The following is a 20,223-nucleotide window of genomic DNA, read 5'->3' on the forward strand; positions in this document are numbered from 1 at the left end:
CCCGGTGGGGTGGTACTGGCTCTCAGGGGCGGTCCGCGCAGCCGATAGCCTTCCGGCGTGACCGCAACCCTCATCTGGATCCTCGTCGCGCTCCTCGCCGTCGGCGTGTACCTCAGCTGGACGGCCGGGCGGCTGGACCGGCTGCACGTGCGGATGGACGCCGCCCGGGCCGCGCTCGACGCCCAGTTGCTGCGGCGGGCCTCCGTGGCGCAGGAACTGGCGACCTCGGGCGTGCTGGACCCGGCCGCCTCCATCGTGCTCTACGAGGCCGCGCACGCCGCCCGGCAGGCGGAGGAGGAGCAGCGGGAGGTCGCCGAGAGCGAGCTGAGCCAGGCGCTGCGCGCGGTCTTCGAGGACCCGGCGCAGGTGGAGGCCGTACGGGAGGCCCCCGGCGGCGAGGAGGCGGCCCGTGAGCTGGCCGAGGCCGTCCGCAGGGTGCCCATGGCCCGCCGCTTCCACAACGACGCCGTGGGGGCCGCGCGCAGACTCCGTGAGCACCGCAAGGTCCGCTGGTTCCGGCTGGCCGGCCACGCCCCCTTCCCGCTGGCCTTCGAGATGGACGACGAGCCGCCCGCGGCCCTGGTCGAGAGGGCCGCCTGACCGACGGGCGGACCAAAAGGATCCACCGGCTTGTCATTGGCCCTTGCTGTGGCCTGGTCCACTCACGTTTCCTCGTCGGTGCAGAAAACCCTCTTCCCCTTCAGTGAGGTCACCCGTGTCCACCATCGAGAACCAGGCTCCCGAGACCGGCACCGCCCGCGTGAAGCGCGGCATGGCCGAGCAGCTCAAGGGCGGCGTGATCATGGACGTCGTCACGCCGGAGCAGGCGAAGATCGCCGAGGACGCGGGCGCCGTCGCCGTCATGGCCCTGGAGCGGGTCCCGGCCGACATCCGCAAGGACGGCGGAGTGGCCCGCATGTCCGACCCGGACATGATCGAGGGCATCATCGACGCCGTCTCGATCCCGGTCATGGCCAAGTCCCGCATCGGCCACTTCGTCGAGGCCCAGGTGCTCCAGTCCCTCGGCGTCGACTACATCGACGAGTCCGAGGTGCTCACCCCGGCCGACGAGGTCAACCACTCCGACAAGTGGGCCTTCACCACCCCCTTCGTCTGCGGCGCCACCAACCTGGGCGAGGCCCTGCGCCGCATCGCCGAGGGTGCCGCGATGATCCGCTCCAAGGGCGAGGCCGGCACCGGCAACGTCGTCGAGGCCGTCCGCCACCTGCGCCAGATCAAGAACGAGATCGCCCGCCTGCGCGGCTTCGACAACCACGAGCTGTACGCCGCCGCCAAGGAGCTGCGCGCCCCGTACGAGCTGGTCAAGGAGGTCGCCGAGCTGGGCAAGCTCCCGGTGGTGCTGTTCTCCGCCGGTGGCGTGGCCACCCCGGCCGACGCCGCCCTGATGCGTCAGCTCGGCGCCGAGGGCGTCTTCGTCGGCTCCGGCATCTTCAAGTCCGGCGACCCGGCCAAGCGCGCCGCGGCCATCGTCAAGGCCACCACCTTCTACGACGACCCGAAGATCATCGCGGACGCCTCCCGCAACCTCGGCGAGGCCATGGTCGGCATCAACTGCGACACCCTCCCCGAGACCGAGCGCTACGCGAACCGCGGCTGGTAAGGCACTGGAACCCATGAACACCCCCGTCATAGGCGTCCTGGCCCTCCAGGGCGACGTACGGGAGCACCTCATCGCCCTGGCCGCGGCGGACGCCGTGGCCAGGCCGGTGCGGCGCCCCGAGGAACTCGCCGAGGTCGACGGCCTCGTCCTGCCCGGCGGCGAGTCCACCACCATCTCCAAGCTGGCCGTCCTGTTCGGCGTGATGGAGCCCCTCCGCGCGCGCGTGCGCGCCGGCATGCCGGTCTACGGCACCTGCGCGGGCATGATCATGCTCGCCGACAAGATCCTCGACCCGCGCTCGGGCCAGGAGACCGTCGGCGGCATCGACATGATCGTGCGCCGCAACGCCTTCGGACGGCAGAACGAGTCGTTCGAGGCCGCGGTCGACGTCAAGGGCATCCCGGGCGATCCTGTGGAGGGCGTCTTCATCCGCGCCCCGTGGGTGGAGTCCGTGGGCGCCGGGGCCGAGGTGCTCGCCGAGCACGACGGCCACATCGTCGCCGTACGCCAGGGCAGCGCGCTCGCCACGTCGTTCCACCCGGAACTGACGGGCGACCACCGCGTGCACTCCCTGTTCGTCGACCTGGTGCGCGCGCACCGGACACCGGAGTAGGACGAGAGTCCTTGTAGGATCTCTGGCGTTCGTATCTGGATGGGTTACGCGAAGGAGACAGGCAGATGTCCGGCCACTCTAAATGGGCCACGACGAAGCACAAGAAGGCCGTGATCGACGCCAAGCGCGGCAAGCTCTTCGCGAAGCTCATCAAGAACATCGAGGTCGCGGCGCGGATGGGCGGCGCGGACCCCGAGGGCAACCCGACGCTGTACGACGCCATCCAGAAGGCGAAGAAGTCGTCGGTCCCCAACAAGAACATCGACTCCGCGGTCAAGCGCGGCGCGGGCCTGGAGGCCGGCGGCGCCGACTACGAGACGATCATGTACGAGGGCTACGGCCCGAACGGCGTCGCGGTGCTCATCGAGTGCCTCACCGACAACCGCAACCGCGCCGCCTCCGAGGTCCGCGTCGCCATGACCCGCAACGGCGGCTCCATGGCCGACCCGGGCTCGGTGTCGTACCTGTTCAACCGCAAGGGCGTCGTCATCGTCCCCAAGGGCGGGCTGACCGAGGACGAGGTCCTCATGGCCGTCCTGGACGCGGGCGCCGAGGAGGTCAACGACCTCGGCGAGACCTTCGAGGTCATCAGCGAGGCCACCGACCTGGTCGCGGTCCGCACCGCCCTCCAGGAGGCCGGCATCGACTACGACTCCGCCGAGGCCAACTTCGTCCCGACCATGCAGGTCGAACTGGACGAGGAGGGCGCGAAGAAGATCTTCAAGCTGATCGACGCGCTGGAGGACAGCGACGACGTGCAGAACGTCTTCGCCAACTTCGACGTGAGCGACGAGATCATGGAGAAGGTCGACGCGTAACGCCCACAGCTGGCTGACCGGGCCGACGGGACACCCCCGTCGGCCCGTCGCGTTGTACGGCGTTGTCAGTGGCACCCGATAGCCTGCACGAACAAGCGACGGGGTGATCGGAGGGAGGGCGCGCGTGCGCGTACTGGGGGTGGACCCCGGGCTGACCCGGTGCGGGGTCGGTGTCGTCGAGGGGGTCGCGGGCCGTCCGCTCACCATGATCGGCGTCGGGGTCGTCCGGACCCCCGTGGACGCCGACCTCAGCCACCGGCTGCTCGCCGTGGAGCAGGGCATCGAGCAGTGGATGGACGAGCACCGCCCCGAGTTCGTCGCCGTGGAGCGCGTCTTCAGCCAGCACAACGTGCGCACGGTCATGGGCACCGCCCAGGCCAGCGCCGTCGCCATGCTGTGCGCCGCCCGGCGCGGCATCCCCGTCGCCCTGCACACCCCCAGCGAGGTCAAGGCCGCCGTCACCGGCACCGGGCGCGCCGACAAGGCACAGGTCGGAGCCATGGTGACCCGGCTGCTCCGGCTCGCCGCGCCGCCCAGGCCGGCCGACGCCGCCGACGCCCTCGCGCTCGCCATCTGCCACATCTGGCGGGCCCCCGCCCAGAACCGGCTCCAGCAGGCCGTCGCCCGGCACGCAGTTCACGCAACGAAAGGCCGTACGGCATGATCGCCTTCGTCAGCGGCACGGTCGCCGCGCTCGCCCCCGACGCCGCGGTCGTCGAGGTCGGCGGCGTCGGCATGGCCGTCCAGTGCACCCCGAACACGCTGTCGACCCTGCGGATCGGCCGGCCGGCCAGGCTGCACACCTCCCTCGTCGTCCGCGAGGACTCGCTCACCCTGTACGGCTTCGCCGACGACGACGAGCGCCAGGTCTTCGAACTGCTCCAGACCGCGAGCGGCGTCGGCCCGCGCCTGGCCCAGGCGATGCTCGCCGTGCACACCCCGGACGCGCTGCGCCGCGCGGTCGCCACCGGTGACGAGAAGGCCCTGACCGCCGTCCCCGGCATCGGCAAGAAGGGCGCCCAGAAGCTGCTGCTGGAGCTGAAGGACCGGCTCGGCGCGCCCGTCGGCGCCCCCGCCGTCGGCACACCCGTCAGCCAGGGCTGGCGCGACCAGCTGCACGCGGCCCTGATCGGCCTGGGCTACGCCACCCGCGAGGCCGACGAGGCGGTCGCCGCCGTCGCCCCGCAGGCCGAGGCCGCCGGCGGCACGCCCCAGGTCGGGCAGTTGCTCAAGGCCGCCCTGCAGACCCTGAACCGCGCCCGCTGACCTGCGCCACCGCTAGGAGAACTTCGTGAACTGGGACGACACGACCGACGGCGCCGCCGAGGAGCGGTTCGTCGGGCCCGCCGAGGAGCGGCTGGTGGGCTCTGTCGCCGACCGGGAGGACCAGGCCGTCGAGGCCGCCCTGCGCCCCAAGGACCTCGGCGAGTTCATCGGCCAGGAGAAGGTCCGCGAACAGCTCGACCTCGTCCTGCGCGCCGCACGCGCGCGCGGCGCCACCGCCGACCACGTGCTGCTCTCCGGCGCGCCGGGCCTCGGCAAGACCACCCTGTCGATGATCATCGCCGCGGAGATGGGCGCCCCGATCCGCATCACCTCCGGCCCCGCCATCCAGCACGCCGGCGACCTCGCCGCGATCCTCTCCTCCCTCCAGGAGGGCGAGGTCCTCTTCCTGGACGAGATCCACCGCATGTCCCGGCCCGCCGAGGAGATGCTGTACATGGCCATGGAGGACTTCCGCGTCGACGTCATCGTCGGCAAGGGCCCCGGCGCCACCGCGATCCCGCTGGAGCTGCCGCCGTTCACCCTGGTCGGCGCCACCACGCGCGCGGGCCTGCTGCCGCCGCCGCTGCGCGACCGCTTCGGCTTCACCGCGCACATGGAGTTCTACGAACCGCACGAGCTGGAGCGCGTCGTGCACCGCTCGGCGACCCTGCTGGACGTCGAGATCGAGCCGGACGGCGCCGCCGAGATCGCCGGCCGCTCCCGGGGCACGCCCCGCATCGCCAACCGCCTGCTGCGCCGGGTCCGCGACTACGCGCAGGTCAAGGCCGACGGGCTGATCACCCGGGACATCGCGGCCGCCGCCCTCGCCGTGTACGAGGTGGACGCGCGCGGCCTCGACCGGCTCGACCGCGCGGTCCTCCAGGCCCTGCTGAAGCTGTTCGGCGGCGGGCCGGTCGGCCTGTCGACCCTCGCCGTCGCGGTGGGGGAGGAGCGGGAGACCGTCGAGGAGGTCGCCGAACCGTTCCTGGTCCGCGAGGGCCTGCTCGCCCGCACCCCCCGCGGCCGGGTCGCCACGCCGGCGGCATGGTCGCATCTCGGCCTCACCCCACCGCGCCCGTCCGGTGCGGGAAACGGACAACAGGACCTGTTCGGGGCGTGATGGTCACCGCCCGGCGAGGGCAATGGTGCGGGCAGGAACCCAGGTGCCATGCTGAGCGTTGTTCCATGCGAGCGGACTCGCTTAGACTCCGCCGATGCCGCCCTTGTGGGCGGCGCCGACCACACCCCCATCCAACTGGCCGCTCACCCGCGCGGTCGCGCGAAGGAAATTCCGTCCCGTGAATGCCTATACCCTTCTCCCGTTCATCGTGCTCATCGCGGCGATGTTCCTGATGACGCGTTCGGCCAAGAAGAAGCAGCAGCAGGCCGCCCAGATGCGGAACGAGATGCAGCCCGGCTCCGGTGTCCGCACGATCGGGGGTATGTACGCGACGGTCAAGGAGGTCAACGAGGACACCGTCCTCCTCGACGCCGGACCGGGCGTCGAGCTCCTCTTCGCCAAGAACGCCATCGGCGCCGTCCTCACCGACGACGAGTACAACCGCATCGTCCACGGCATCGAGCACGACCTCAAGTCCGACGCCGGCCTCGTCCCGGACGACGCCTCCTCCCTCACCGAGACCGACGAGACCGACGGGTCTGCCGCCGCTGCCGCCGCCTCCGACGACAAGATCGACCTCGGTAAGAAGGACGCCGCCGAGGACGTCGACGCGGCCGGTGCCGCCGACGCCAAGGCGGAGGACGAGCCGAAGAAGTCCGACGGCGACTCCGACGCGAAGTAGTCACGCCCCGGGAGGCGCGACGGCGGCATGATGGCGCCCCGCGCATCCCGGGCGCGTCTGTTTCCCGCACGGGAGCCCGACACCATGTCATGGCCGACCGCGCCGACGGGGCGCGGGGCGGCCCGAGAGGGAGTACGAGAAGGTGGCAGCACCTAAGAGGGGCCGAAGCGCGAGCGCCCAGAGCAAGCCAGGGCGCTCGCTGGCCCTCATCCTGATCGCCATCGTGGCGCTCACCGGGGGGATGTTCCTCTCCGGGCACACCACTCCGCGTCTCGGTATCGACCTCGCCGGTGGCACGAGCATCACGCTCAAGGCGAAGGCCGACCAGGGGTCCGCGATCAACAAGGCCAACATGGACACCGCGGTCGACATCATGAACCGCCGTGTCAACGGCCTCGGCGTCTCCGAGGCGGAGGTGCAGACCCAGGGGACCGACAACATCATCGTCAACATCCCCAAGGGCACCAACTCCAAGGAGGCCCAGGAGCAGGTCGGCACCACCGCCAAGCTGTACTTCCGGCCGGTTCTGGCCAGCGAGCCCAGCGGCGGCGCCGCGCAGAGCCCCTCGCCGAGCGCGTCCCCCAGCGGCGGCTCCTCGTCGAAGCCGAGCACGAGCCCGTCCTCCAGCGCCTCCTCGCCGCAGAAGGCCTCCTCGTCCGGCTCCTCGACCGGCTCCGCGTCCCCCTCGGCCACGGCGACCTCCCAGGGCCGCGCCGTCACCGACGCGCTGAAGGCCGACTCCACCCCCTCGCCGAGCGCTTCCTCCTCCGGCAGCGGCAAGCCGTCGGCCACCCCCTCGGCCACCCCCAGCGGCGGCACGAACGCGGACTCCAAGCTCCAGGCCCAGTACGCGGCCCTGGACTGCAGCAAGGCCACCGACCGCGCCAACGCCGGCAAGAACGCCAAGCCCGGCGAGTCCACCGTGGCCTGCGGCGAGATCGACAAGGCCTGGTACAAGTACCTGCTCGGCCCCGCCGCCGTGGACGGCACCGAGGTGAAGAAGGCCCAGGCGGTCTTCGACACCCAGGGCGCCGCCGGCTGGCAGGTCCAGATGACCTTCACGGGCAGCGGTGCCAAGAAGTTCGCCGACATCACCGGCGAGCTGGCCAAGAACCAGCCCCCGCAGAACGAGTTCGGCATCGTCCTCGACGGCGAGGTCGTCTCCAGCCCGTACGTCAGCTCGGCCATCACCGGCGGCCAGGCGGAGATCTCCGGCAGCTTCAAGCAGGAGGAGGCGCAGAGCCTCGCCAACATGCTGTCGTACGGCGCCCTGCCGCTGTCCTTCCAGGAGCAGTCCGTCACCACCGTCACCGCCGCGCTCGGCGGTGAGCAGCTGCACGCCGGTCTGCTCGCCGGCGCGATCGGTCTCGCGCTCGTCGTGATCTACCTGGTGGTCTACTACCGCGGCCTGTCCATCGTCGCGATGGCGTCCCTGGTGGTCTCCGCGATCCTCACCTACGTGATCATGTCGCTGCTCGGCCCGGCCATCGGCTTCGCGCTGAACCTGCCCGCCGTCTGCGGTGCCATCGTCGCCATCGGCATCACCGCGGACTCGTTCATCGTGTACTTCGAACGCATCCGGGACGAGATCCGCGAGGGCCGCACGCTGCGCCCCGCCGTCGAGCGGGCCTGGCCGCGCGCCCGGCGCACCATCCTGGTCTCCGACTTCGTGTCGTTCCTCGCCGCCGCGGTGCTGTTCATCGTCACGGTCGGCAAGGTGCAGGGCTTCGCCTTCACCCTGGGCCTCACCACGCTGCTCGACGTGGTCGTCGTCTTCCTCTTCACCAAGCCGCTGATGACGCTCCTGGCCCGCCGCAAGTTCTTCGCGAACGGCCACAAGTGGTCCGGACTCGACCCGAAGGGCCTCGGCGCCAAGCCACCGCTGCGCCGCACCCGCCGTCCCGCCGGTCCCGCCGCCGGCCCCGTCGACCCGAAGGAGGCGTGAGCGATGTCGAAACTCGGCAACCTCGGCGCTCGACTGCACCGCGGCGAGATCTCTTACGACTTCGTCGGCAAGCGCAAGATCTGGTACGGCATCTCGATCCTGATCACCATCACGGCCATCGTCGGCCTGGCGGTGCGCGGCCTGAACATGGGCATCGAGTTCCAGGGCGGCGCGGTCTTCACGACGCCCACGAAGATGAGCACGTCGGTGGCCCAGGCGGAGGAGTACGCCAACACGGCCTCCGGCCACCAGGCGGTCGTGCAGAAGCTCGGCAACGGCAGCCTGCGCATCCAGATCGCCGGCATCGACACCGGCCAGTCCGACAAGATCAAGCAGGAGCTGGCCAAGGACCTGAACCTCGACCCCGAGAAGCTCGCCGCCGACCTGGTCGGCCCGAGCTGGGGCGAGCAGATCGCCAACAAGGCCTGGGAGGGCCTGGCGATCTTCATGGTGCTCGTCGTGATCTACCTGGCGATCGCCTTCGAGTGGCGCATGGCCGTCGCGGCGCTCGTCGCCCTGATCCACGACATCACCATCACGACCGGTATCTACGCCCTGGTCGGCTTCGAGGTCACGCCCGGCACGGTCATCGGTCTGCTGACCATCCTCGGTTATTCGCTCTACGACACGGTCGTCGTCTTCGACAGCCTCAAGGAGCAGACGAGGGACATCACCAAGCAGACCCGGTTCACCTACAGCGAGATCGCCAACCGGTCGATCAACGGCACCCTGGTCCGCTCCATCAACACCACGGTCGTCGCCCTCCTGCCGGTCGCCGGTCTGCTCTTCATCGGCGGCGGCTTCCTCGGCGCGGGCACGCTCAACGACATCTCCCTGTCGCTGTTCGTCGGCCTCGCGGCCGGCGCCTACTCGTCGATCTTCATCGCCACGCCGCTCGTCGCCGACCTCAAGGAGCGCGAGCCCGCGATGAAGGCCCTCACCAAGCGGGTCCTGGCCAAGCGCGCCCAGGCCGGCGCGGAGGGGGACCTCGCCGCGGAGACCCGCGCCGACGCCGGTGACGACGCCGCTCCCGCCGTGGTGGGCCCGCGCAACCAGCCCGCCTCCCGCGGCCGGGGCCGCGGCCGGACCTCCGGGAAGCGCCGATGACCGACATCCAGGAACTGCTGCTCAGCCGCATCCGTGACGTCGCCGACTACCCGGAGCCCGGGGTGATGTTCAAGGACATCACCCCGCTCCTGGCCGATCCGGCGGCCTTCACCGCGCTCACCGACGAACTGGCCGAGATCGCCGCCAACACCGGCGCGACCAAGGTCGTCGGCCTGGAGGCCCGGGGCTTCATCCTCGGCGCCCCGGTCGCCGTCCGCGCCGGCCTCGGCTTCATCCCCGTCCGCAAGGCGGGCAAGCTGCCGGGGGCCACCCTGCGCCAGGCGTACGACCTGGAGTACGGCTCGGCGGAGATCGAGGTGCACGCGGAGGACCTGGTCACCGGCGACCGCGTCCTGATCGTGGACGACGTCCTGGCCACCGGCGGCACCGCCGAAGCCGCGATCCAGCTCATCCACCGCGCGGGCGCCGAGGTCTCCGGCCTCGCGGTCCTGATGGAGCTGGGCTTCCTGGAGGGCCGCTCCCGCCTGGAGCCGGCCCTCGGCGGAGCCCCGCTGACGGCCCTCCTCCAGGTCTGACCGCCACAGCGCGACGGCCGCCCCGGAGGACACCGGGGCGGCCGTCGTCGTACGGGCCCTGCGCGCACCGCGGCGGACGCCGCCGTACGGACACGTGCCGCACACCCGCGGACCCCCTCATGGACACCTCCCGGAATCCCCCGGCCGCCCCCCGCGTTGCACGGATACACGGTCCTCACACCCGCCTCCAGGCGATGACCGGGCGCAGGATCGCTACCATGGGGTGTCCGGAGCCTGACCGGGGGACCCGGATCGCGCACGAGGAGTCCTCTTGCCAGACGAGGCCCAGCCACTGACCGCCGCCAAGCCCGAGCCCGCCTCGGCCCCCGCGGCGAAACCCGCGCCGAACGCTTCCCACGTGAAGAACGACACCCGCGGGACGGTCCAGCGTGCCCAGTCCGCGCCCGTCGAGAAGAGCGCCGAGTCCTCGCGCCCCAAGCCCGCCCCGCCCGAGCGACCGGCGCAGCCGCCCGTGGTCCGCCAGCCGGCCACGCCGCCCACCCGCACCGGGTCCTCCAACCGCGTCCGGGCCCGCCTCGCCCGCCTCGGCGTGCAGCGCGCGAACCCGTACAACCCGGTCCTGGAGCCGCTGCTGCGGATAGTGCGCAGCAATGACCCCAAGATCGAGAACTCCACGCTGCGCCAGATCGAGCGCGCCTACCAGGTCGCCGAGCGCTGGCACCGCGGTCAGAAGCGCAAGAGCGGCGACCCGTACATCACGCACCCGCTCGCGGTCACCACCATCCTCGCCGAGCTGGGCATGGACCCGGCCACGCTGATGGCCGGGCTGCTGCACGACACCGTCGAGGACACCGAGTACGGCCTGGAGGACCTGCGCCGCGACTTCGGCGACGTCGTGGCCCTGCTCGTCGACGGCGTCACCAAGCTGGACAAGGTCAAGTTCGGCGAGGCCGCGCAGGCCGAGACCGTGCGCAAGATGGTCGTCGCCATGGCCAAGGACCCGCGCGTCCTGGTCATCAAGCTCGCCGACCGCCTGCACAACATGCGCACCATGCGCTACCTCAAGCGCGAGAAGCAGGAGAAGAAGGCGCGCGAGACGCTGGAGATCTACGCGCCGCTCGCCCACCGCCTGGGCATGAACACCATCAAGTGGGAGCTGGAGGACCTCGCGTTCGCGATCCTCTACCCCAAGATGTACGACGAGATCGTACGGCTGGTGGCCGAGCGGGCACCGAAGCGTGACGAATATCTGGCCATAGTGACCGACGAGGTCCAGGCCGACCTGCGTGCCGCCCGCATCAAGGCGACCGTCACCGGCCGCCCCAAGCACTACTACAGCGTCTACCAGAAGATGATCGTGCGGGGCCGCGACTTCGCCGAGATCTACGACCTGGTGGGCATCCGCGTCCTCGTCGACACGGTCCGCGACTGCTACGCCGCCCTCGGCACGGTGCACGCGCGATGGAACCCGGTCCCCGGCCGGTTCAAGGACTACATCGCGATGCCCAAGTTCAACATGTACCAGTCGCTGCACACGACGGTCATCGGCCCCAACGGCAAGCCGGTCGAGCTCCAGATCCGCACGTTCGACATGCACCGCCGCGCCGAGTACGGCATCGCCGCGCACTGGAAGTACAAGCAGGAGGCCGTCGCGGGCGCCTCCAAGGTCCGCACCGACGCGCCGAAGCCCGCCGGCAAGGCCGGCAAGGACGCGGCCGCCATCAACGACATGGCGTGGCTGCGGCAGCTCCTGGACTGGCAGAAGGAGACCGAGGACCCCAGCGAGTTCCTGGAGTCCCTGCGCTTCGACCTGTCCCGCAACGAGGTCTTCGTCTTCACCCCCAAGGGCGACGTCATCGCGCTGCCGGCCGGTGCCACCCCGGTGGACTTCGCGTACGCCGTCCACACCGAGGTCGGCCACCGCACCATAGGGGCGCGGGTCAACGGCCGCCTCGTACCGCTCGAATCCACCCTGGACAACGGCGACCTGGTGGAGGTCTTCACCTCCAAGGCGGCCGGCGCCGGCCCGTCCCGGGACTGGCTCGGCTTCGTCAAGTCGCCCCGGGCGCGCAACAAGATCCGTGCCTGGTTCTCCAAGGAGCGCCGGGACGAGGCGATCGAGCACGGCAAGGACGCCATCGTGCGGGCCATGCGCAAGCAGAACCTGCCGATCCAGCGGATCCTCACCGGCGACTCCCTGGTCACGCTGGCGCACGAGATGCGCTACTCGGACATCTCCGCGCTGTACGCGGCGATCGGCGAGGGCCATGTCTCCGCGCAGAACATCGTGCAGAAGCTCGTCCAGGCCCTCGGCGGCGAGGAGGCCGCCACCGAGGAGATCGACGAGACGGTCCCGCCGTCCCGCACCCGGGGCCGCAAGCGCCGCTCCAGCGCCGACCCGGGCGTCGTCGTCAAGGGCGTCGAGGACGTGTGGGTCAAGCTGGCCCGCTGCTGCACGCCCGTGCCCGGCGACCCGATCATCGGTTTCGTCACGCGCGGCAGCGGCGTGTCGGTTCACCGCAGCGACTGCGTCAACGTGGACTCCCTGTCCCGCGAGCCCGAGCGGATCCTGGACGTCGAGTGGGCGCCCACCCAGTCCTCGGTCTTCCTGGTCGCCATCCAGGTCGAGGCGCTGGACCGCTCCCGGCTGCTCTCGGACGTCACCCGGGTCCTGTCCGACCAGCACGTCAACATCCTGTCGGCGGCCGTCCAGACGTCCCGCGACCGCGTGGCCACCTCCCGCTTCACCTTCGAGATGGGCGACCCGAAGCACCTCGGCCACGTCCTGAAGGCCGTCCGGGGCGTGGAGGGCGTGTACGACGTCTACCGCGTGACATCGGGCCGCAGCCGCTCGTAGGACGGCTCCGGCTCCCGTGAGCCCCCGGCACAGGGAAGGGCCCCGTACGCTCGTACGGGGCCCTCTGCGCTGCGCGGCGGGGGGATTAGCCGCCGAACTCCTGCAAGCCCTTCAGCGCCTGGTCCAGGAGCGCCTGACGGCCCTCCAGCTCCTTCTCCAGCTTGTCGGCCCTGGCGTTGTTGCCCTGGGCGCGCGCCTGCTCGATCTGCGCCTTCAGCTTGTCCACGGCGGCCTGGAGCTGACCGGTCAGACCCTCCGCACGCGCGCGTGCCTCCGGGTTCGTCCGGCGCCACTCGGCCTCCTCGGCCTCCTGGATCGCCCGCTCGACGGCGTGCATCCGGCCCTCGACCTTCGGCCGCGCGTCCCGCGGGACGTGACCGATGGCCTCCCAGCGCTCGTTGACCGAGCGGAAGGCGGCGCGCGCGGCCTTCAGATCGGTGATCGGCAGGAGCTTCTCGGCCTCCTCGGCCAGCTCTTCCTTCAGCTTCAGGTTCTCCGACTGCTCCGCGTCGCGCTCGGCGAAGACCGAGCTGCGGGCGGCGAAGAACACGTCCTGGGCGCCGCGGAAGCGGTTCCACAGGTCGTCCTCGTGCTCGCGCTGGGCGCGGCCCGCGGCCTTCCACTCCGCCATCAGCTCGCGGTACCGGGCGGCCGTAGGACCCCAGTCCGTCGAGTCCGACAGCGCCTCGGCCTCGGCGACCAGCCGCTCCTTGGTCCGGCGGGCCTCCTCGCGCTGCGCGTCGAGCTGGGCGAAGTGCGCCTTGCGGCGCTTGGAGAACGCCGACCGGGCGTGCGAGAAGCGGTGCCACAGCTCGTCGTCGGACTTGCGGTCGAGGCGCGGCAGCCCCTTCCACGTGTCCACCAGCGCCCGCAGCCGCTCGCCGGCGGCCCGCCACTGGTCGGACTGCGCCAGCTGCTCGGCCTCGACGACCAGGTCCTCCTTGGCCTTGCGGGCCTCGTCGGACTGGCGGGCGCGCTGCTGCTTGCGCTCCTCGCGGCGCGCCTCGACGGTCGCGACCAGCTTGTCCAGCCGTCCCCGCAGCGCGTCCAGGTCGCCGACCGCGTGGTGCGCGTCCACCTGCTCGCGCAGGTGGTCGATGGCGGCCTGGGCGTCCTTCGCCGACAGGTCGGTGGTCCGCACTCGCTTTTCGAGGAGGCCGATCTCGACAACCAGGCCCTCGTACTTGCGCTCGAAGTAGGCCAGCGCCTCCTCGGGGGAGCCGGCCTGCCAGGAACCGACGACCTGCTCGCCGTCGGCCGTACGCACGTACACGGTCCCCGTCTCGTCGACGCGGCCCCACGGGTCGCTGCTCACAGCGCCTCCTCCACATGATGCCTGCGAGGGGCCTCAGCGCCCCCGGGCATCGTCCACAGTTTCGTCACGGCCAACATAGGCGACCAGCGGGTTGCCTGTCCGCATCCAGCGCGACCGAAATTCGGCAGTCGGCCGTTCCCGGCCCCCGTTGACCTCAGGACTTGGTGCCGGCCGGCCTCAGGACTTGCTGACGGTCGCCTTGTTGATCACGACCGTCGCGTTCGGCGCACCGTCACCGGCACCCGTGTTCTCGCCGGCCGCGGCGATCTTGTTCAGCACCTTCATGCCCGCCGCGTCGATCGTGCCGAACGGCGTGTAGCTGGGCGGCAGCTGGCTGTCCTTGTAGACGAGGAAGAACTGGCTGCCGCCGGTGTGCTTCTGGCCGGTGTTGGCCATCGCGACCGTGCCCGCCGGGTAGGTGTTGTTCTTCAGGCTCGCGTCCTTGAGGTTCTCGTCCGGGAGCGTGTAGCCCGGACCGCCCATGCCGGTGCCCTGCGGGTCGCCGCACTGGAGGACGTAGATGCCCTGGGTGGTCAGGCGGTGGCACTTGGTGTGGTCGAAGTAGCCCTTGCCCGCGAGGAAGTCGAACGAGTTCACCGTGTGCGGGGCCGCCGACGTCTTCAGCGCGATGCCGATGTCACCGCACGTCGTCGCGAGCTTCAGCGTGTACTTCGCCGACGTGTCGATCGTCATCGCCGGCTCCTTCTTCCAGCTCAGCTTCTCCGCCGAGCCGGCCGCCGGCTTCGCGCACGGGTCCGGGGCCTTGCTGGTCGGCGCGGCGCTCGGGCTGGCGCCGGGGGTGACCTCGGCGCTCGCGTTCTCCTTCTTGTCGCCGTCGTCCTTCAGCACCCCGGTCGTGTACAGGGCGACGCTGCCGATCACGACCACGCCCAGTACCGAGGCGATGACGGAGTTGCGCAGGCGGGCCTTGCGCCGCGCCTCGGTGCGCCGCTGCTGCTGCCGCAAGAACTTCTCCCGGGCGAGCTGACGCCGCCGCTGCTCCTGGCTGACCACCGGGTTCTCTCCTCATGCGTGTCGTGTGTCGGGCGGTACGCGTGCGTCCTCGTACTCCGACCGCTGCGTGTAGCCCCGTACCGTATATGGGTTCGCTGAGGAAACGGCAGCGCCGGTAGGCTCTGACTCCAGCGGAAGCCGCCTGTAATCGACACAACGAAGGACGATCGTGCTCATTGCCGGGTTCCCCGCCGGGGCCTGGGGGACGAACTGTTATCTCGTCGCCCCCGCCGCCGGTGAGGAGTGCGTGATCATCGACCCCGGCCACCAGGCCGCCCAAGGCGTCGAGGAAGCACTGGAGAAGCATCGGCTCAAGCCCGTCGCCGTCGTCCTCACCCACGGCCACATCGACCATGTCGCCTCGGTCGTCCCCGTCTGCGGGGCGCACGACGTCCCGGCCTGGATCCACCCCGAGGACCGGTACATGCTGAGCGACCCCGAGAAGGCGCTCGGCCGCTCCATCGGCATGCCGCTGATGGGCGAGCTGACCGTGGGGGAGCCGGATGACGTGAAGGAGCTGACGAACGGCGCCAGCCTCGAACTGGCGGGCCTGGAGTTCTCCGTCGCGCACGCGCCGGGCCATACCAGGGGGTCGGTGACCTTCCGGATGCCCGAGACCGCCGACATCCCGTCGGTGTTCTTCTCCGGGGATCTGCTGTTCGCCGGCTCCATCGGACGCACCGACCTGCCGGGCGGATCCATGGAGGACATGCTGCGGTCGCTGGCCCGCGTGTGCCTGCCGCTCGACGACTCCACCGTGGTGCTGTCCGGCCACGGACCCCAGACGACCATCGGCCAGGAGCGCGCCACCAACCCCTACCTGCGGCAGGTGGCGGCCGGCCAGGGAGCCGCCGAGGCTCCCCGACGAGGAATGTGACGAGAGACCTTCCGTGAGCACCTTCCAGGCCCCCAAGGGCACCTACGACCTGATCCCGCCGGACTCGGCGACGTACCTGGCGGTCCGCGAGGCGATCGCCGCTCCGCTGCGCAACTCCGGCTACGGCTACATCGAGACCCCCGGCTTCGAGAACGTCGAACTCTTCGCGCGCGGTGTCGGCGAGTCCACCGACATCGTGACCAAGGAGATGTACGCCTTCGAGACCAAGGGCGGCGACAAGCTCGCCCTGCGCCCCGAGGGCACGGCGTCCGTGCTGCGCGCGGCGCTGGAGGCCAACCTGCACAAGTCGGGCAACCTCCCGGTCAAGCTCTGGTACTCCGGCTCCTACTACCGCTACGAGCGCCCACAGAAGGGCCGTTACCGGCACTTCTCCCAGGTCGGCGCGGAGGCGATCGGCGCCGAGGACCCGGCGCTGGACGCCGAACTGATCATCCTGGCCGACCAGGCGTACCGCTCGCTGGGGCTCAGGAACTTCCGCATCCTGCTGAACAGCCTCGGCGACAAGGAGTGCCGCCCGGTGTACCGGACGGCGCTCCAGGAGTTCCTGCGCGGCCTGGACCTGGACGAGGACACGCGCCGCCGCGTCGACATCAACCCGCTGCGGGTCCTCGACGACAAGCGCGAGTCGGTCCAGAAGCAGCTCACCGGCGCGCCGCTGCTGCGCGACTACCTGTGCGACGCGTGCAAGGCGTACCACGAGGAGGTCCGTGAGCTGATCACCGCCGCGGGCGTCTCCTTCGAGGACGACCCGAAGCTGGTGCGCGGCCTGGACTACTACACCCGCACCACCTTCGAGTTCGTGCACGACGGTCTCGGCTCGCAGTCCGCGGTGGGCGGCGGTGGGCGCTACGACGGCCTGTCCGAGATGATCGGCGGCCCGGCGCTGCCGTCCGTCGGCTGGGCCCTGGGCGTCGACCGCACGGTCCTCGCCCTGGAGGCCGAGGGAGTGGAACTGGACATCCCCGCGTCGACCAGCGTCTACGCCGTCCCGCTCGGCGAGGAGGCCCGCCGGGTGCTGTTCGCCAAGGTCACCGAGTTGCGCAAGGTGGGCATCGCGGCCGACTTCGCCTACGGCGGCAAGGGCCTGAAGGGCGCCATGAAGAACGCCAACCGCTCGGGCGCCCGCTACGCGATCGTCGCCGGTGAGCGCGACCTCGCCGAGGGCGTCGTCCAGCTCAAGGACATGGAGTCCGGCGAGCAGGCGGCGATCGGCGTGAACGAGATCGTGGCGGAGCTGGAAGCGCGGCTCGGCTAGCGGCACACGCGCGCGTGGGCGCCGGACGCTCTCCCGAAGGGGGGTGTCCGGCGCCTTCGTCGTACGTACCGCGCGAGGCGGCCGGCGCTGTCCGGAACCGAGCAGGCGGTACCCGTCGTACGTACATCCTTATGCGGAGCGAACGGTGCGCGCACACGCGTGTGCGGCACAATGACCCGTGCCCGAAGATGGTCCGAGTCTCAAGTGACGGAATCGGCGTGATGAGCAAGTCGACAGTCAAAGACGTCTCCGCGGAGCCCGGCCCGGAGCGCGCCGCCGACGCCCCGCGCGCGGTGGGCGGCAGCCGCGCCTTCGCCATCCTGCTGGTGATCACCGGCGCGGCCGGACTGCTGGCCGCCTGGGTCATCACGATCGACAAGTTCAAGCTGCTGGAAGCCAAGGTCGCCGGCAAGACCTTCACCCCCGGGTGCAGCCTCAACCCGGTCGTCTCCTGCGGCAGCGTCATGGAGAGCAAGCAGGCCGCCGCCTTCGGCTTCCCCAACCCGATGCTCGGACTCGTCGCCTACGGCATCGTCATCTGCGTCGGCATGAGCCTGCTGGCCCGCGCCCGGTTCCCGCGCTGGTACTGGCTGACCTTCAACTTCGGCACGCTCTTCGGCGTGGCCTTCTGCACCTGGCTCCAGTTCCAGTCCCTGTACCGGATCAACGCGCTGTGCCTGTGGTGCTCGCTGGCGTGGGTCGCCACGATCACCATGTTCTGGTACGTCACCTCGTTCAACGTCCGCAACGACTTCCTGCCGTCCCCGCGCTGGCTGAAGTCCTTCTTCGGCGAGTTCACCTGGGTGCTGCCGGTCGTGCACGTCGGCGTCATCGGCATGCTGGTCCTCACCCGCTGGTGGGACTTCTGGACCAGCTGACGGTCCCGGCCGGATTGTCAGTGCGGTGTTCTAGGGTTTCAGCGTGGAACCCGACCTCTTCACCGCAGCAGCAGAAGAACGCCAGGAGAAGGATCCGGCAGCCAGCCCCCTGGCGGTGCGCATGCGCCCGCGCACCCTCGACGAGGTCGTGGGCCAGCAGCACCTGCTCGGACCGGGCTCCCCGCTGCGCCGGCTGGTCGGCGAGGGCAACGGCGGCCCGGCCGGCCCGTCCTCGGTGATCCTGTGGGGCCCGCCCGGCACCGGCAAGACCACCCTGGCCTACGTCGTCTCGAAGGCGACGAACAAGCGGTTCGTGGAGCTGTCCGCGATCACCGCGGGCGTCAAGGAGGTCCGCGCGGTCATCGACGGCGCCCGCCGCGCCACCGGCGCCTTCGGCAAGGAGACCGTCCTCTTCCTGGACGAGATCCACCGCTTCAGCAAGGCCCAGCAGGACTCCCTGCTCCCGGCCGTGGAGAACCGCTGGGTGACCCTGATCGCGGCCACCACGGAGAACCCGTACTTCTCGGTGATCTCCCCGCTGCTCTCCCGCTCCCTCCTGCTCACCCTCGAACCGCTCACCGACGACGACATCCGCTCCCTGCTCCGCCGCGCGCTGAGCGACGAACGCGGCCTCAAGGAGGCCGTCGCCCTCCCCGAGGACACCGAGGAGCACCTGCTCCGCATCGCCGGCGGCGACGCCCGCCGCGCCCTGACCGCCCTGGAGGCCGCCGCCGGGGCCGCCCTCGACCAGGGCGAGAGCGAGATCGGCCTGCGGACGCTGGAGCAGACGGTCGACCGGGCCGCGGTGAAGTACGACCGCGACGGCGATCAGCACTACGACGTCGCCAGCGCCCTCATCAAGTCCATCCGCGGCTCCGACGTCGACGCGGCCCTGCACTACCTGGCCCGCATGATCGAGGCCGGCGAGGACCCCCGGTTCATCGCCCGCCGCCTGATGATCTCCGCCAGCGAGGACATCGGCCTCGCCGACCCGAACGCACTGCCCATCGCCGTGGCCGCCGCCCAGGCCGTCGCCATGATCGGCTTCCCGGAGGCCGCGCTCACCCTCAGCCACGCCACGATCGCCCTCGCCCTCGCCCCCAAGTCCAACGCCGCGACCACCGCGATCGGCGCCGCCCTGGAGGACGTACGCAAGGGCCTGGCCGGACCCGTGCCGCCGCATCTGCGCGACGGGCACTACAAGGGCGCGGCCAAGCTCGGCCACGCCCAGGGGTACGTGTACCCGCACGACCTGCCCGAGGGCATCGCCGAGCAGCAGTACGCCCCGGACGCCCTGAAGGACCGCGAGTACTACACGCCGAGCCGGCACGGCGCCGAGGCCAGGTACGCGGACGCCGTGGAGTGGACCCGCAAGCGCCTCGGTCGAAAGCGGTCCTGAGCACCCTGTAGACTGCTCCGAAGTGCTGAGTCCCGTGCTGTCAGAGCGGGACAACCAGCCGGAGGCCCGGTCCCGCGCGGACCGGCTCCAGGAGCGTCGCGCACCGTCGAACGGTGTCGCGGGCAGCCCACCACCACTCGGAGTCCCGGGACGGTCGGTGGGCCACTCGCGTGCTGCACGTATGTGCCCAGACCAGGGAAGCGGCTGCCCGGCAGGTCCCCCGCGGACCCGGCGGGTTTTCCCGGCTGCGGATGCGACCTCCCTGAACACTGACGAGCCGAACACTACGAAAGAGACGAAAGACAGTGGCGAACCAGTCCCGCCCCAAGGTCAAGAAGTCGCGTGCCCTCGGCATCGCGCTGACCCCGAAGGCCGTCAAGTACTTCGAGGCCCGCCCCTACCCGCCGGGTGAGCACGGCCGCGGCCGCAAGCAGAACTCGGACTACAAGGTCCGTCTGCTGGAGAAGCAGCGCCTGCGCGCTCAGTACGACATCTCCGAGCGCCAGCTGGTCCGCGCCTACGAGCGCGCGTCCAAGGTCCAGGGCAAGACCGGCGAGGCCCTGATCGTGGAGCTGGAGCGCCGCCTCGACGCGCTGGTCCTGCGTTCGGGCATCGCCCGCACGATCTACCAGGCCCGCCAGATGGTCGTGCACGGCCACATCCAGGTCAACGGCCAGAAGGTCGACAAGCCGTCCTTCCGCGTCCGCCCGGACGACGTCGTGCAGGTCCGCGACCGCTCCAAGGACAAGACGCTCTTCCAGATCGCCCGTGAGGGTGGCTTCGCCCCCGACGGCGAGACCCCGCGCTACCTCCAGGTGAACCTCAAGGCCCTGGCGTTCCGCCTGGACCGCGAGCCGAACCGCAAGGAAGTTCCGGTCATCTGCGACGAGCAGCTCGTCGTCGAGTACTACGCCCGCTGACCCCCGTCACGGCGTAAG

At 70.8% G+C, this 20,223-nt stretch carries 19 protein-coding genes; 17 read left to right on the forward strand and 2 right to left on the reverse strand.

Translation table 11 applies throughout. The annotated features are described in order from the left end of the window. The first annotated feature begins 57 nt into the window (after positions 1-57). The 12 genes from AQJ11_RS30735 (at position 58) to AQJ11_RS30790 (ending at position 12,526) form a co-directional block, all read left to right on the forward strand. Positions 58-600 carry a LemA family protein gene (locus AQJ11_RS30735; protein ID WP_014671558.1) on the forward strand — a complete coding sequence of 181 codons (543 nt, stop codon included), beginning with the start codon at positions 58-60 and terminating at the stop codon, positions 598-600. Positions 601-715: 115 nt separating this feature from the next. Further along, the gene (gene pdxS, locus AQJ11_RS30740; RefSeq protein ID WP_014671557.1) at positions 716-1,621 is read left to right on the forward strand and encodes a pyridoxal 5'-phosphate synthase lyase subunit PdxS; all 906 of its coding nucleotides are present in this window, start codon (positions 716-718) and stop codon (positions 1,619-1,621) included. A 13-nt stretch (positions 1,622-1,634) separates the two neighbouring features. Further along, entirely contained in the window at positions 1,635-2,234 is a 600-nt protein-coding gene (gene pdxT / locus AQJ11_RS30745) for a pyridoxal 5'-phosphate synthase glutaminase subunit PdxT (protein WP_059265352.1), read from the forward strand. A gap of 65 nt (positions 2,235-2,299) precedes the next feature. Beyond that, positions 2,300-3,052, forward strand: a complete 753-nt coding sequence (locus AQJ11_RS30750) for a YebC/PmpR family DNA-binding transcriptional regulator (RefSeq protein WP_059265353.1) — start codon at positions 2,300-2,302, stop codon at positions 3,050-3,052. Between the two features lie 124 nt (positions 3,053-3,176). Beyond that, the gene (ruvC, locus tag AQJ11_RS30755) at positions 3,177-3,716 is read left to right on the forward strand and encodes a crossover junction endodeoxyribonuclease RuvC (RefSeq protein ID WP_014671554.1); all 540 of its coding nucleotides are present in this window, start codon (positions 3,177-3,179) and stop codon (positions 3,714-3,716) included. Beyond that, on the forward strand, positions 3,713-4,318 hold the full coding sequence (gene ruvA / locus AQJ11_RS30760) for a Holliday junction branch migration protein RuvA (RefSeq protein WP_014671553.1): 606 nt from the start codon (positions 3,713-3,715) through the stop codon (positions 4,316-4,318). Before ruvC ends, ruvA begins: the two co-directional genes overlap by 4 nt. 25 nt (positions 4,319-4,343) lie before the next feature. Beyond that, positions 4,344-5,438, forward strand: a complete 1,095-nt coding sequence (ruvB, locus tag AQJ11_RS30765) for a Holliday junction branch migration DNA helicase RuvB (protein WP_014671552.1) — start codon at positions 4,344-4,346, stop codon at positions 5,436-5,438. 178 nt (positions 5,439-5,616) lie between these two features. Then, the gene (yajC, locus tag AQJ11_RS30770) at positions 5,617-6,120 is read left to right on the forward strand and encodes a preprotein translocase subunit YajC (RefSeq protein WP_014671551.1); all 504 of its coding nucleotides are present in this window, start codon (positions 5,617-5,619) and stop codon (positions 6,118-6,120) included. A gap of 142 nt (positions 6,121-6,262) precedes the next feature. After that, entirely contained in the window at positions 6,263-8,065 is a 1,803-nt protein-coding gene (secD, locus tag AQJ11_RS30775; RefSeq protein WP_208616654.1) for a protein translocase subunit SecD, read from the forward strand. Positions 8,066-8,068: 3 nt separating this feature from the next. After that, the gene (secF, locus tag AQJ11_RS30780) at positions 8,069-9,172 is read left to right on the forward strand and encodes a protein translocase subunit SecF (protein ID WP_059265355.1); all 1,104 of its coding nucleotides are present in this window, start codon (positions 8,069-8,071) and stop codon (positions 9,170-9,172) included. After that, positions 9,169-9,708, forward strand: coding sequence for an adenine phosphoribosyltransferase (locus tag AQJ11_RS30785; RefSeq protein ID WP_059265356.1), 540 nt, complete (start codon positions 9,169-9,171; stop codon positions 9,706-9,708). The genes secF and AQJ11_RS30785 overlap by 4 nt, the downstream gene beginning before the upstream one ends. A 271-nt stretch (positions 9,709-9,979) precedes the next feature. Further along, complete coding sequence (locus AQJ11_RS30790; protein ID WP_041665031.1) at positions 9,980-12,526, forward strand: RelA/SpoT family protein; 2,547 nt, start codon at positions 9,980-9,982, stop codon at positions 12,524-12,526. Between the two features lie 85 nt (positions 12,527-12,611). Here AQJ11_RS30790 and AQJ11_RS30795 read toward each other — a convergent pair whose 3' ends face one another. Further along, positions 12,612-13,841, reverse strand: coding sequence for a DUF349 domain-containing protein (locus AQJ11_RS30795; protein WP_014671545.1), 1,230 nt, complete (start codon positions 13,839-13,841; stop codon positions 12,612-12,614). Positions 13,842-14,018: 177 nt separating this feature from the next. After that, positions 14,019-14,855, reverse strand: a complete 837-nt coding sequence (locus AQJ11_RS30800; protein WP_014671544.1) for a peptidylprolyl isomerase — start codon at positions 14,853-14,855, stop codon at positions 14,019-14,021. Positions 14,856-15,024: 169 nt separating this feature from the next. Here AQJ11_RS30800 and AQJ11_RS30805 point away from each other — a divergent pair, with 169 nt between their 5' ends. From AQJ11_RS30805 to rpsD, 5 genes are all read left to right on the forward strand, one after another. Beyond that, a complete protein-coding gene (locus AQJ11_RS30805; protein WP_059265357.1) occupies positions 15,025-15,732 on the forward strand; it encodes an MBL fold metallo-hydrolase in 708 nt (235 codons plus the stop codon). 13 nt (positions 15,733-15,745) lie between these two features. Beyond that, entirely contained in the window at positions 15,746-17,008 is a 1,263-nt protein-coding gene (gene hisS, locus AQJ11_RS30810) for a histidine--tRNA ligase (RefSeq protein WP_014671542.1), read from the forward strand. Between the two features lie 221 nt (positions 17,009-17,229). Further along, positions 17,230-17,886 (forward strand): vitamin K epoxide reductase family protein, encoded by a 657-nt coding sequence (locus AQJ11_RS30815; protein ID WP_059265358.1) that lies wholly within the window; start codon positions 17,230-17,232, stop codon positions 17,884-17,886. Positions 17,887-17,929: 43 nt separating this feature from the next. Next, positions 17,930-19,285, forward strand: a complete 1,356-nt coding sequence (locus tag AQJ11_RS30820) for a replication-associated recombination protein A (protein ID WP_014671540.1) — start codon at positions 17,930-17,932, stop codon at positions 19,283-19,285. Positions 19,286-19,590: 305 nt separating this feature from the next. Next, entirely contained in the window at positions 19,591-20,205 is a 615-nt protein-coding gene (gene rpsD / locus AQJ11_RS30825) for a 30S ribosomal protein S4 (RefSeq protein ID WP_014671539.1), read from the forward strand. Positions 20,206-20,223: the final 18 nt, after the last annotated feature.

This window comes from Streptomyces corchorusii (assembly GCF_001514055.1).
Lineage (GTDB): Bacteria > Actinomycetota > Actinomycetes > Streptomycetales > Streptomycetaceae > Streptomyces > Streptomyces olivaceoviridis.